Genomic DNA, 13,470 nt, shown 5'->3' on the forward strand with positions numbered 1-13,470 from the left:
CCTTTATTGGGTCATACGATTATATAAAAATCCACGAATCGCGGTCACACCTTGAAAAATCGCGGCTTCGTTCGGCTGAAAATTAGCGGCGTGTAGTCCACCTGGGCTAGCAACGCCTAACCAAAACATGGTCCCCGGAATCTTGGATAACAGGTAGCCAAAGTCCTCCCCCGTCATTGCTGGCGGAGTCGTCTGGAAGTCAACGTCTGGGGTCGCTTGCATATATTGAATAAAATTAGTCGTCAACGGCGCGTTATTTTCAACTGGATAATAACCACCCTGATTAAACGTCACGTCGATCTGCGCGTGATACGTCACAGCAACGCCAGCGACAATTTCCCGCACTCGCCGCTGAATAAAGCTGATCATGTCCTGCGTCAGGCCGCGAATCGTGCCCGCTAGCTGGGCCTCCCCAGCAATCACATTACGAATCGTCCCCGCCGTAAGTTTACCAATGGTCAACACCCCACAAGCGGTTGGGTCCACATTACGAGCCACAATGGTCTGGAGCTGCATAATCAGGCTGGCCGCAATCACGATAGCATCATTGGCCTTCTGTGGAAACGCCGCATGCCCACTCGTCCCGTGAATGGTCACGTTGACCTCACTGGTCCCAGCAAAAAGCGTTCCTAATCGACAACCAATGGTGCCTGTCGGCAAATCCGGATTGTCGTGGAGCCCATAAAACTCATCAGGGTGAAAGTCCCCCGTCAGCAATCCCCGATCATAAGCCAATTTGCCACCACTCTCGCTTTCTTCCGCAGGCTGGAAAAAGAAGACGAGGTTGTCGCGGGGCTGTTGCTCAGCAAAATAACTGAGCAGGCCCAAGGCCACCGTCATGTGAATATCATGGCCGCAAGCGTGCATTATCCCCGGATGTTGCGATTTAAAAGGCAGGTCATTTGTCTCCGTAACCGGTAAGGCGTCGATATCGGTTCGATAGCCAATCGTTCGTTGGGGCTGACGCCCTTGGACTCGAACCAATAACGCTGTCGGTAGGTTGGACGCCGTTGTCACGGTCAGATAGGTCTGGGGCAGTGTCTCGATTACCCGTTGTAAATAGGCGTGGGTGGCCGTTTCCTGCAAAGCCAGCTCCGGAATCTGGTGTAAGTGCCGCCGAATCTGAATCAATTGGGCTTCAGTCAACATGGCTCACAACTCCCTTAATTGCGCTTCAATATGCGTCTTCGCTGTGGTCTGGTGGTCCTTGACCTTGACAATCCGTGCCGGAACACCCGCCACGACAGTTCCAGGTGCCACGTCCTTCGTCACCACGGCCCCCGCACCAACGACCGCATCATTCCCGACTTGAACCCCCTCAAGGACGACTGCATTGGCACCGACTGTGACCCGGTCGCCGATCCGCACCGGCATGGCTGAAGCGGGCTCAATAACCCCTGCCAAAACAGCATTGGCACCAATGTGAGAATCGCGACCTACCGTGGCTCTGCCACCCAAGACGGCCCCCATATCGATCATGGTACCGGCGCCAATAACTGCCCCAATGTTAATGATGGCTCCCATCATGATGATGGCATTATCCCCAATCTCAACCTGATCTCGAATCACAGCCCCCGGTTCGATCCGTGCATTAATATCTTTCGTATCAAGTAGTGGGACGGCTGAATGACGTGCGCTAATTTCCAGGTCATAGGTTGCCGCTGGTCGATCGGCCAGTAACGGTGCAATCGCCTGATAGTCGCCAATCAGAATCGTTAATCCGGGTGTGGCGAAGCATTTCACGCCGGCTGGAACGACCGCTGGCTTCAGCGTGCCCTGCAGGTAGACTTTGACTGGGGTTTCTTTCTTAGCGGTACCAATGTACTGAATGATTTCCGTTGCTGTCATTTTCTGCATGTTCGTTTTCCCCCTCAATCACTCATAGTGCCTATCCAATCGAACGAGGTCCGCATATGTTTCTCGGCGTACCACCAGCTTTGTGCGTCCCTCCTCAACGAAGACGATGGCGGGACGGGGATTGCGGTTGTAGTTGGACGCCATGCTGTAACCGTAGGCCCCCGTATCCAAGACGGCAACCAGATCACCTGGCTCACTCCGTGGTAATCCCAGCTGATCGATTAAAATGTCACCCGACTCACAATACTTACCGGCTAAATGAACCGTCTCGTGCAGCGGTTCGTTCATTTTATTCGCCAAAACGGCGCTGTATTGGGCCTGATACAGGGCCGGTCGGATATTGTCACCCATCCCCCCATCAACGCTGAGATAAGCTGTCAAATCGGGAAGGTCCTTCCGCGACCCTACCGTGTACAAGTTGTAACCGGCCGGCCCGACGATCGCCCGACCCGGTTCGATCCACACTTCCGGTAACGGCAACTGATATTGATTCGCTAGTTCCCGTAGTGTTGAGGTGATCTGTTGGACAAAATCGGCGGGACTCAGCGGATTGTCTGTCGCTGTATAGGCGATGCCAAACCCACCGCCCAGATTTAAAATGTCAGGTATAACGCCCAATTGATCGCGCCACTGGGCGGAAATCGCCATTAACTTTCGTACTAACAGTTCAAAACCAGTCACCCCAAAGATTTGTGACCCAATGTGCGCGTGAATTCCAATCATATTCATTTGGGGAATGGCCAAGACTTTTTGTAGCGCCCGGGTGGCTTGACCGGATGCCACATCGAAACCAAACTTGCTATCGATCTGTCCCGTCTGCGTGTAGCGGTGCGTATGCGCGGTGATTCCCGGCGTCAACCGTAACATGACATCACAACTAGTCTGTTGTGCCAGTAGCACCCGCTGCAACAGGTCGATCTCGTGAAAATTATCGAGCACGATCACACCAACGTGGTTCTCAACGGCCATTTCGAGCTCAGCTAGTGACTTGTTGTTGCCGTGAAAACTAAGGTCACGGACCGGAAAGCCTGCCTGCAGTGCGGTATAGAGCTCACCACCAGAAACGACATCGGCGTGTAGGCCCTCTTCGTCAACGACCTGATACATGGCAATCGCTGCGAAAGCCTTACTGGCATAGCTAATCTGATACCGCAACCCACTCCGTTCAAAAGCGGTTCGAAACTCCTGAATCTGGCGTCGAATCGTCGTCACATCATAGACCACTAAGGGGGTTCCGTATTCCCGTGTCAACCATGTGGTGTCAACACCACCCAAAACCAAGTGGCCCTGCTCGTTCGCTTGTAATCCCTGGGTCGTCATTCGCCTCACCTTTCCTTTCGTTTCTGTCTGACCAAGACCTGCTTTCTAGCAGGCTTGCTTAATCTAAGCTTGTTTTTTCCCATCGTACGGATAAAAAAAGAATCTCTTTGCTTACAAACAAGGAGATTCTAGAACTTCGCAGTCCGAATCGAATTCGTCGTAAGCTCCCCGTAGCAGACATCTTGCTACGACAGTCCGTGATCTATTGGATCGACGGCCCAACTACCAGCCGCTGAGTCAACTGGTGCTTCGGCAACCGCCCCTTTCCGCCAGTTCATGGTCCACTCAGAGACTCCCTGACGTACTGTTGTTGGTTGCAACCTCTTAGATATTGACATCAGGGTAAAGCAATTCACTTAGAGCGTCAAGACATCGGTCGCGAATTCGCGCTGTTTTCTAACTTTACGAACTGAATCCAACTTTCATCGCTTGCTTTAATTTTGACAGCTGTTAAAGTTGCCCTTAAAAATAACTGTAGCTTCTAAACCTATTTTCGAGGTGATTCCTGTGAAAGTCATTAAGTTTGGCGGTAGTTCCCTGGCCACTGGTGTCCAAGTAGCTAAGGCCGTTTCAATTATCAACGCGGATGTGGAACGCCGTGTGATCGTCACATCCGCACCGGGAAAGCGAACTCCCACGGACGTTAAAGTCACGGACCTACTGATTCAATACGCACAACAAGTCATCGCCCATCATGAAACGGATAAAATCGTCATGCAAATTCTCACCCGCTATCAAGCCATCAGCGACTACTTTGAACTGAACACTGCCGTTATGACGGCCCTCACCAACCGTCTCTGTGCGCTCACGACCAAGTCGTTCACGGACCAGGACTACCTGCTGGCCGCCTTTAAAGCTCAGGGCGAATTGTTAAACGCTATTTTATTGACCGCCATTTTGAATCAGCAAGGGATTCCCGCAAAATTTGTGGATCCCCAGACGGTTGGCTTTCTCGTCAGCGGGACCCCTAATGATGCCAGTGTGCTGCCTGCCACCTATGCCAATCTGGCGAGCTGGCAACTTCCCGCAAACGTCCGCATCGTTTTCCCCGGATTCTTTGGTTACAGTCAGACCGGCGATATTTCCACCTTTGCCCGCGGTGGGTCAGACATTACCGGTGCCATTCTCAGTCGGGGGCTTCGAGCCGACCTTTACGAGAACTTTACCGACGTTGACGCCATCTTCACGGTCGACACCCGCATTGTGTCCCATCCAGCCATGATTGCGAAGATGTCTTACCGTGAAATGCGGGAACTCTCCTATGCTGGTTTTTCGGTCTTCCAAGACGAAGCCATCATCCCCGCTATTCAGGGTCAGATCCCGGTGAATGTGAAAAATACCAACAATCCGACCGCTCCGGGAACCCTGATCGTTCCGGAACAATTTCTCTTTAACCCGGCTAATCCCATCACGGGCATCGCGTGTTCGGACCGTTTCTCGGCGCTCTACCTCCACCGTTACCTGCTGAATAAGGAGGTCGGCTTCACGCTCAAATTGCTTGAAATCTTTCAGAAATACGGCCTCTCCTATGAACATATGCCATCCGGAATCGACGACCTCACCATTATTTTCGACCAGCGTAAATTAGACCCACCAACTATTCACCATCTTTGCCGCGATATTCGTACCACTCTCCACCCGGATTACCTGGAGTGGATCGACGATTATGCCATTATCATGGTCGTTGGCGAAGGGATTGCCCACACGATTGATACAATGGGGAAAATTATTGACTCACTCACCCAAAATAACATTGCGATTCACATGATCAATCAAGGGGCCTCTCGCATTTCAATCATGATTGGCACCCAACGCAAGGATGCGCCCGCCGCCGTCCGCCACATCTACGACACATTTTTTGTAAAAAGCGAGGTATAGCCCATGTTGACCCTGATTAAAGCTCACGGCTCAGAGAACCAATTTTTCCTACTTGATCAAACCCAACTCACGCAACCACTGACCACCACTGAATTGTCCTGGATTGCTCGTCAGCTTTGCCACCCGCAAACGGGGCCTCTAGGAGGAGCCGATGGTTTACTTGTAATCGCGCCGTCAGCTAATCCAACGTGTCTGGGTGCCATGCGCGTTATCAACGCCGATGGTAGCGAAGCCAAGATGTGTGGCAATGGTCTCCGGACCGTCAGCCGTTACCTGGCTGAGAAATCAGGTCAGACCCAGTTTCAAATTGCCACTCCAGAAGCCACCCTCAGTGTGATTCGGTCGGCAGACCTAGCACCTAACGTACCAGCATTTAGCGTTCAAATTGCCCCCATCTCCATGGCCGCCGCTAACCTCCCTTTTGCCTATCATCAACGACCAGAACTTTTCAATACTGCCGTCCCAGAGTTCGTCGATCACCAGACATTCACGGCCATTGCCGTTCCTAATCCCCATTTGATCAGCTTTGTCGACCAACTCGATTCGAACGTGTTAGGTGAGCTGGGGCAGCGCTTAAACGCACCTAACCCTTACTTCCCAGAGGGGGTCAACGTGAGCTTCGCCAAAGTCCTTGGCCCCAACCGGTTGTTCGTCCAGACTTATGAGCGCGGAGTGGGCTTTACCAATGCCTGTGGGACCGGCATGTCCGCAACCAGTCTGGCCTTTGCCATGCAATACCCGACACTGTTTGACCCAGCCAGTGACCTCGTTGTCTTGAATCCTGGTGGACTGGTCAAAACACACGTCACCTTAGGAAAAACACCGGCAACCAGCACCTTGCACCTGATTGGCAACGCCACGTTTTCGGCTAAGCTCACCCTTGATGAACACGACTTGCGCGCAGGAAAATTCTCCACAGCACTCATCGCAACAACCCGTGAAGAAACTGCTTATCAGACCTTTATTCACCATGTGAAGCAGCTCACCTTGTAACCCCTAAAGAAGCGCGTAAAGCCCAAAGCGGTTGGGTGCACTTCGATACCCTCATGAGGCAAAAATCGGCGTTTTCAGACCTTATGAGAGTCTGAAAACGCCGATTTTTGAGTGATATCGTTTAGATGAATTTACTAATAATTTGATGAATAGTAACGAAAATTCTCCCTGGCTTTAGTCCTTATGCAACGACTTGCGCTTCGGACTGACCCACGTCCCCGACCCAAAACCAAGAATCGTCTTGAGCGCTGGAATAAAGGTCATCACCACCGTCACCGGATTGACCATCCAATAGAAAAGCATGTACAGGGGCGCAAAAATCAGGTATTTCAGTTTAGCTCCCCGGTGGTCGAGTAGGAGCGCTGCAATCAGTTGCATAAAGCCTGCAAACAGCTCGAAGGTCACGAAGATAAAGGAAATCACGATGCCGTGAAAGACCCGCTCGAAATCTCCCGTAACCAGGAAATACAGCATCATCGCAATAAATGCCACGGAGGTGATCGTAAAGAAGAACGACCAAATGATGGACAACGTTGAGTCGACAAACATCGAAATTTGATAACGATGCGCGATTGGATGCCGGAAAAATTTCTTAATATTGGTCAGCCACACCTCGGTACCACCTTGTGCCCAGCGCTTACGCTGATGATAAAGATCCTTAATGGTCTCTGGGACGTTCATATGAAAAATAACGTTCGGGGCAAATCGAGGCACGGCCCCCAGCATCTGATGGTCCCAAGCAATGCTGATGTCCTCGGTTGCTCGGTTCTGCCGGAAGCCACCCACGTCAATCAAGAAGTCCTTCTTATACAGGGTATTAGCACCACTATAAGCGTACATTGAATCGTTAATGGCGGTCTGACTACGCTTGATGACCCCCACAATACTTGAAAATTCCACCGTCTGCGATTTACCCAATAACGTTGACTGATTCTGTACGTCCATATTTGCCGTCACGGCCGACGTATTCATATCCCGGTCGCGCATGAAGAAATTCATATACTTCATCAAAGCGTCCGGTTCGGGAATCGTGTCGGCATCATTACTGAGGATATACTCGCCCTTCGCAAAATACATCCCAATGTTGAAGGCGTGGGCCTTTCCTTTATTTTTGAGAATCTCAACGGTCCGTAACCGTGGATACTTCTCCTGCAGTCGGGTAATGATCTCCCCAGTCTTGTCGGTCGAGCCATCATTCATGACCAAGACTTCATAATTATCATAATTCAACTCTTCAAATAGATAGGTGATGGTCTCCTCGATCATGACCTCTTCGTTGTGAGCTGGAATCATAATCGTGATCATTGGTTGTTTACTCGGGAGAATGGGTGACCAGTCGCTGTCCCGTTTGTTAGTTTTTAAGAAACGATAGGACAGCGCTCCAGCGAACCAGAAAAAGGACCCCACCACCGGATATAGGCAGAGGATCAGCAGAAATATGTTGAGAATCGTTTGTCCCAGAGTTGCTTTTAAAACACTATCGATAAAGATATTCCACACGAGTCGCTAATTCTCCTTTTTCTGATGAGCTATTTGCTTATTCATCCAGATCATTTAAATCATGCTTGGCATACAAGTCATGAATCTGATCAGTATCCAAGTTCTGCTCTGGTTTGACCTGGTAGTGGCGCACATTCTCACGAAATTTCTGATCACCGAATCGGTCCGTCATAAACCGATCTAGCTCACTCTCCCGTTTCTGTTGATTGATGGGGTTAAAGGTGGGCCACTGCTCAACGACCCGGTCACGCTTACGGTTCTGAATAATCGTCATCCCCACAGCAAATAAAGAGACCACCACGAACGCGAACAGCAGCAGCACGCCGATAAACTTAATTTCAAAAATTCCCTCTTGATACGTCCAAATGTGGGGAACTCGGGGATCATAGGCCGACCAAAAAGAAAGCACGGTGACCACGATCGGAACAATAACGCAAATCCAACCCAAAATGGCAACCACGGTTTGCCAGACTTTGAGGCCCCAATGCCCCTTCTCAAAGTAAGCATCGGTGTAAAGCTGCTGCCGTTCCTGTTCCGACTGTTTTTCGGCTGCTTGTCGTGTCTGCTGTGCCATTACGATTCCTCCCGAGGATTCACAGGGCGACCAAAGTGATAGCCTTGTCGTACCTGAATTTTAAGTTGTTCAGCGAGCTTTTCGTCCGCTTCATCTTCAATGCCCATCAAAATCAACTGAATGTGATTGTCCTGAGAAAGTTTATTCCAAAACTGCAAATTCAAGTCGAGCCAAACGGACGGGTCTTCCTTACGAAAGCTTCGCATGGAACATTTAAGCGAGTCGACTTGTGGCAACAACCATTCGATATTGCTCAGGTTACTCAGCGTAGACCCCACATTATCGACGTCAAACCGCATCCCATACTGCCGTGCTTCCTTAATCCGTTTCGTAAATAAACGCCGGTTGATTCGCCCATCGACGTGATCCGCGGTATACTCAACGGCTAAATTCATTGGCGTAATCTTCGAAATTGCCCAACGAACGAAATAGTGAAAATCAGGACTGATGATTTGATCATACTCTAAGTTGATAGACAACGTGATTGGCTCTACTGGCAGGGCTTTAAAGGTATCCTCTAACAAAAAAATCACCCGCTGTAACAGTAATGAATCTAGCTGCTGTGGGAGCGACCAAGACCCGTCGGCGTTGTGCTGTCGTAACAGGCACTCGTAGCCGGTGGTATTTCCCCGAAAGTCGACTTGCTTCTGGATAAAGTAACGGAGTTCAAGCTCATGATTCTCTAAATAATTATTGCTGCTCTTCCGTGAGTACCAATAATAAATCGCAATGGTTCCCACAACAATGACCGCCATGATACCCGTCATCCACAAGAGAACCGCTTCAAGTTGAGCTAGAGACATTGCCAATCACTCCCAGTCCATAACTGTGACTATTTTTCACACCATTAATCGTCAAAAAAACACCAATAGGTCTAAATCCCCCCATTGATGTTCATTGATTAACGTTTTACTCAGCGCTTAGGAAATATAGAGACGTGCTACTCAGCCACAGATTTCCATCTGCCAAGCGTCTAATTGTTCCCAATAAAATGGAAACGCGTAAGTTCCAGTGCTGAATGTTCCATAATTAATTTTCCATGTTCAGCAAGTACGTCAGCCGCGACCTTGGTACGATCCGCATATTCATACGCAACCGCCAATTCATCCTTGATGGATTCTTTTGAGGACTCGTTCACAAAGAAAATTAATTCTAAGTAATAGTTTCCGTTATATTGGTACAGATTAGAAGCCGCATTTTCAAGGTGCAACACGCGCGCTAAACTGATCATATCTTCAAAGGAATGGAGCTTCACCACTCGTGTCGTGGTTGGCTGCCCATCATCGTTCAAGTAGTCTTCGATATCGTTGGAGTCACTAGCCTGCGATTTGAAATTAGAGAAGAAATCTTTCTGGTCGTCCTTTTCCAACAAATGCTCCTTAATCTGATCCGACACTTGATCGGGGTGATCACTGTCGACGCTGGCATCGGCACCGTTATCATCTGTGACGTCATCCTCGTCTACGTTCTTACTAATAAATAATTCCAGACCGTTACGATTTGGCAAAACCTGGAAGGTCACCGCATCGTTATCTTGAAATTGGTGGTCAACATCGACCTCTTCTAAAATACTATAGAAAAAGCCTTCAATCTGTTTGTGGTTACCCAGTAGATCCAAGACGGTAATACCGCGTTCACTGAGATCGTCGTTACCGATAACCACTCGAATCGTGTTCTCATTGATTCGTTCCATTTCCATGAATAACACCCCTTTCTCGTGGGTTTGGGTATTGTCCTTGATTTTCATTCTAGTCATTTTTAGTTACTTGTAAAGTAATCATAACAAAAAAACCGGACTGCAAGTAATATTTTCTCACAAATCCGGTCAGATGCAACTAATTAAGCTTATTAGATACCATTTACCAGGCGTTGTGCCCGTTCCAATTCTAGTGCGCGAACTTCACGCGGTAGAAAACGGCGAATTTCTTCTTCATTAAAACCAACTTGAAGTCGCTTGTCATCCACCATAATTGGCCGGCGCAAGATACCCGGATGTTGGCGAATCAACTCATACAGGTCGCGTAGTGGTAAATCGTCCAGATCGACCGTCAATTCTTGGTAGACGCGGGATCGACGAGAGATAATCTCTTCCGTTCCGTTTTCTGTTAGCCGCAAGATTGATTTAATCTCAGCTATCGTTAAGGGCTCGGAGAAGATATTCTGTTCCCGATACGCAATTCCATGTTCTTCAAACCATAACCGAGCCTTACGGCAAGACGTACAACTGGGTGATGTATAGAGCATAACTGTCATCATCTTTTCCTCCCTCTCATTAGCAAACGATTCGGCTATTGTGGTCAATAACCGATGCAGCGCCTTAGTGGCCTGTACGGCGTATAAATTATTTAATAATTATATTATACTAGTTTTTTATCAAAAGGGAAGTCTTTTTGTAATTTAAACTAATAAACAATATTATTCTATACGCCTATTTATCGGGTAATTAGAGACTGATAGCAATGGTTACGCCCATAAAAAGATGACAAGCAATTAACTTTGAACGAATAAAAACGATTAGATATTATATATAGATTGAGGCTTAACCACTGCCACCGTGATTGCTTCGCCAGCCGCAGCCTGCGCCTCTTGCTGTAGCCGGTCTAAACTTCCAGTTTGTGGCAGATGCGTTAACAATAATCGTTTGACACCCGCTTGTTTCGCTAACGTTCCCGCTTGCGTCGAGGTCAAGTGCCAAGCTGTGCCCTGATGGTCGGCAAAAAAGTTCGTGTCGGCTAAGAGCACATCAACGCCTTGTGACCATTCCGCGATGCCGGCAAAAGCTGCCGTATCGGCCGTAAAGGCTAAGGTCGCCCCCGTCTTAATCTCAGTAATCCGTGGTGCATAGGCCGGTACCGGATGATGTGTGGGCAAAAAATCAATTTTAAACGGACCGAGTTCCAGCGTCTCGTTCGGGTGATATGCCTGACCGACCGTGGCATTGGGCCAGGTTAGACTGCCAAAGTTAAGTGGATCGGCCGTGTGCCCGTAGATTGGCAGGACTGGTTCTGCCTTTTTCCCAGGGGCCAACTGCCAGAGATATTGTAAGACACCCACATCAGCCGTGTGATCGTGATGGTAGTGCGTCAACAACACCGCGTTTAATTGCAGCGGATCTAACACCTTTTCCAGTGCTAACAAGGCCCCCGAACCACAGTCTAATAGGAGATGATAGTCCCCACTAGTCAGTAAATAACTGCTGGTTCCTACGCCGTTATGTGGATACCCCCCGTAACAGCCTAAAATCGTTAGTTGCATTGTAACCACCCTTTCTCATTTGTCATATTCCCAGTGTAGCGCGCAAAACACAACGTGTAAACGGTTCGCTTTTTAATCAGAAACCCTTATAATGAAGGTAGTTAGCAACGACTGGATTAATTGCTAAGTGTTTTGATAAATTACCCAGTCTGTCCGCATTCGTTAGGAGGGGTCAGTATGCTTCATAGATTATCTTTAACGTTCGGTACCCGAGATCTGCTCACCAAGATCATTGCTCGCAATCCTCAACGCCAGCTTATTCTCATGGAAAATGCTGGGGACGACGAAGGCCTACAACTTCTAGATGTTAGTGATGAACCCACCATTTTTACCGGTGGTCTGGACTATCGCGTTCAACTACATCAGGGCGCTCGTGATTGGCTTGGCTTCTTTAGTTTTGCCTACTTCACCTTTGACCACGATACTGCGACCGTTTTTGATGCTAAAATGACCCAATTGGCCAGCAATGTTCTCCCAGCCGGCATGACAGCCATGTATGTCTTAACCAAAGCGCACAACGCCGGTGAATACGTCTTGTTGACCCAATGGGTAGACAGTGAAGCCTTCTCCCTCTGGCGGCATTCAGCAGCCTTCACGCCCATCGATCAGTACGCCACTAGCGCTAATCACTTCCACACGGCAAACTATCACCAGGTCAAGCCAGATGAGCCAGATACTAATGTCTAAATTTAATTTTCAGCGTTCGGGACAATTCCCGGACGTTTTTTTCATTTACCCGCAATTCGCGGTACAATGGGCATATTCTGTTTTAGAAAGTAGGCGTTAACTTGAGACATTTGATCTCTAATGCAGCGACTGACAAGATTTCCCCCACGTTACCCCTGACGAATGATCAGAAGAGCTTGGTCGACCAAATCTTAGCCTTCACGACCGCCCACGTCAATGACGCTGGTCCAGCCGTGTTTACGATCTATGGCGATGCGGGAACTGGCAAAAGTGTGGTTCTTGCCCACCTGTTTAATCAGCTACAAACAGCGGCTAGAACCCAATCCAACAGTCCGTTAGTCAAGACAACAAATTACTTTTTGGTCAATCATCCAGAGATACTTAAAGTTTATCGCGAAATTGCCGGCAAGGAACCCCACCTCTTAAAAAAAGACTTTCAACGACCAACCTCGTTGATCAATCAACTCGCGAAGAAACAAACCGTGGCCGACGTTTTGGTCATTGATGAAGCTCACCTTCTATTGTCTCAACCCGATCACTACAATAATTTCTATGGGGAAAACCAATTAAGCTCGCTACTGGCTGCTGCTAAAGTCATTATCCTCGTTTTTGATGAAACCCAGGTTCTCCGCATGAAGAGCTTTTGGACTGAACGACGCTTAGAACACCTACTTGCTCGGTACCCCCATCAGCATGTGCGGTTAGTCCACCAATTTCGAATGCAGGCCAGTGATGACCTAGTCGCTTGGATCAATGATTTCACCCACGGCCAAGTCCGGCCTTTACCGCAGTCTGTTGGCGACCACTACGACTTGCGCGTTTTTAACGATGCCGAACAAATGCGCCGCGCAATCGTTGCTAAGAATCGTCAACTGGGGTTGTCACGAATTGTCTCAACTTCTGGTTATCCCTCCACCTTGGATGGCGGCAAACACTATATTACGGAAGGTCAATTTCACCTGCCATGGGATCAGTATAACTACACCAGTACGCCCTGGGCAGAATTGCCGCAGACAATCGACGAAGTGGGGTCGATCTACACCTGTCAGGGCTTCGATCTCAATTATGTGGGCGTCATCTTAGGGCCCCCACTGACCCTCTCACCGCAAAATCAACTAGAAATTCACTTGGATCGCTACACGGACGTTGAAGCGTTCAAGCGGCGTGACGACATCACCGATGCTCAGGAGCTCACTGCCATTAAAAAACGACTCATTCTCAATTCGGTTAATGTCCTCATGAAGCGTGGTGTCAAAGGCCTCTACCTCTATGCCCACGATCCCCGTCTCCGTCAGTATTTGGGTAAGCGTAAGCACCTAATAACTGACCGCATTGAAATACAGACAAAAAGAAGCTGGCGTCCTCGGTTTTTGAGGACGCCAGCTTCTTTCCATGCCTTAAGCGGC

13 protein-coding genes and 1 riboswitch are annotated in these 13,470 nt (G+C 48.9%); of the genes, 4 read left to right on the forward strand and 9 right to left on the reverse strand.

Translation table 11 applies throughout. The features are described from left to right. Positions 1-3 precede the first annotated feature (3 nt). From FAY32_RS03780 to lysA, 3 genes are read right to left on the reverse strand one after another with little or no spacing between them, the layout of a single operon-like run. A complete protein-coding gene (locus FAY32_RS03780; protein ID WP_143462141.1) occupies positions 4-1,146 on the reverse strand; it encodes an N-acetyldiaminopimelate deacetylase in 1,143 nt (380 codons plus the stop codon). 6 nt (positions 1,147-1,152) lie between these two features. After that, positions 1,153-1,857, reverse strand: coding sequence for a 2,3,4,5-tetrahydropyridine-2,6-dicarboxylate N-acetyltransferase (gene dapD / locus FAY32_RS03785; protein WP_143462121.1), 705 nt, complete (start codon positions 1,855-1,857; stop codon positions 1,153-1,155). An 18-nt stretch (positions 1,858-1,875) separates the two neighbouring features. After that, complete coding sequence (gene lysA / locus FAY32_RS03790; RefSeq protein ID WP_143462122.1) at positions 1,876-3,177, reverse strand: diaminopimelate decarboxylase; 1,302 nt, start codon at positions 3,175-3,177, stop codon at positions 1,876-1,878. A 153-nt stretch (positions 3,178-3,330) separates the two neighbouring features. Further along, positions 3,331-3,511, reverse strand: a riboswitch (Lysine riboswitch). A gap of 173 nt (positions 3,512-3,684) precedes the next feature. Between lysA and FAY32_RS03795 the strand changes: the two genes are divergently transcribed. Together FAY32_RS03795 and dapF are read left to right on the forward strand one after the other, a co-directional pair. After that, on the forward strand, positions 3,685-5,055 hold the full coding sequence (locus FAY32_RS03795; RefSeq protein WP_143462123.1) for an aspartate kinase: 1,371 nt from the start codon (positions 3,685-3,687) through the stop codon (positions 5,053-5,055). 3 nt (positions 5,056-5,058) lie between these two features. After that, the gene (gene dapF, locus FAY32_RS03800) at positions 5,059-6,048 is read left to right on the forward strand and encodes a diaminopimelate epimerase (protein WP_143462124.1); all 990 of its coding nucleotides are present in this window, start codon (positions 5,059-5,061) and stop codon (positions 6,046-6,048) included. A 174-nt stretch (positions 6,049-6,222) separates the two neighbouring features. Here dapF and FAY32_RS03805 read toward each other — a convergent pair whose 3' ends face one another. From FAY32_RS03805 to FAY32_RS03830, 6 genes are all read right to left on the reverse strand, one after another. Continuing rightward, a complete protein-coding gene (locus FAY32_RS03805; RefSeq protein WP_143462125.1) occupies positions 6,223-7,548 on the reverse strand; it encodes a glycosyltransferase family 2 protein in 1,326 nt (441 codons plus the stop codon). A gap of 37 nt (positions 7,549-7,585) precedes the next feature. Next, positions 7,586-8,122 (reverse strand): hypothetical protein, encoded by a 537-nt coding sequence (locus tag FAY32_RS03810; protein ID WP_143462126.1) that lies wholly within the window; start codon positions 8,120-8,122, stop codon positions 7,586-7,588. Then, positions 8,122-8,925, reverse strand: a complete 804-nt coding sequence (locus FAY32_RS03815) for an EAL domain-containing protein (RefSeq protein WP_143462127.1) — start codon at positions 8,923-8,925, stop codon at positions 8,122-8,124. Before FAY32_RS03815 ends, FAY32_RS03810 begins: the two co-directional genes overlap by 1 nt. Before the next feature lie 170 nt (positions 8,926-9,095). Beyond that, positions 9,096-9,821, reverse strand: coding sequence for an adaptor protein MecA (locus FAY32_RS03820; protein ID WP_143462128.1), 726 nt, complete (start codon positions 9,819-9,821; stop codon positions 9,096-9,098). A 149-nt stretch (positions 9,822-9,970) separates the two neighbouring features. Beyond that, a complete protein-coding gene (gene spxA / locus FAY32_RS03825) occupies positions 9,971-10,375 on the reverse strand; it encodes a transcriptional regulator SpxA (RefSeq protein ID WP_143462142.1) in 405 nt (134 codons plus the stop codon). 261 nt (positions 10,376-10,636) lie between these two features. Beyond that, on the reverse strand, positions 10,637-11,377 hold the full coding sequence (locus FAY32_RS03830) for an MBL fold metallo-hydrolase (RefSeq protein WP_143462129.1): 741 nt from the start codon (positions 11,375-11,377) through the stop codon (positions 10,637-10,639). Positions 11,378-11,554: 177 nt separating this feature from the next. Here FAY32_RS03830 and FAY32_RS03835 point away from each other — a divergent pair, with 177 nt between their 5' ends. Continuing rightward, on the forward strand, positions 11,555-12,064 hold the full coding sequence (locus FAY32_RS03835) for an antibiotic biosynthesis monooxygenase (protein ID WP_143462130.1): 510 nt from the start codon (positions 11,555-11,557) through the stop codon (positions 12,062-12,064). Between the two features lie 101 nt (positions 12,065-12,165). After that, the coding region (locus FAY32_RS03840) for a DUF2075 domain-containing protein (protein WP_191988139.1) at positions 12,166-13,470 on the forward strand (1,305 nt) is incomplete at its 3' end.

Origin of the sequence: Levilactobacillus enshiensis, from assembly GCF_007115095.1 — a bacterium.
In the GTDB taxonomy this organism is placed as follows: domain Bacteria; phylum Bacillota; class Bacilli; order Lactobacillales; family Lactobacillaceae; genus Levilactobacillus; species Levilactobacillus enshiensis.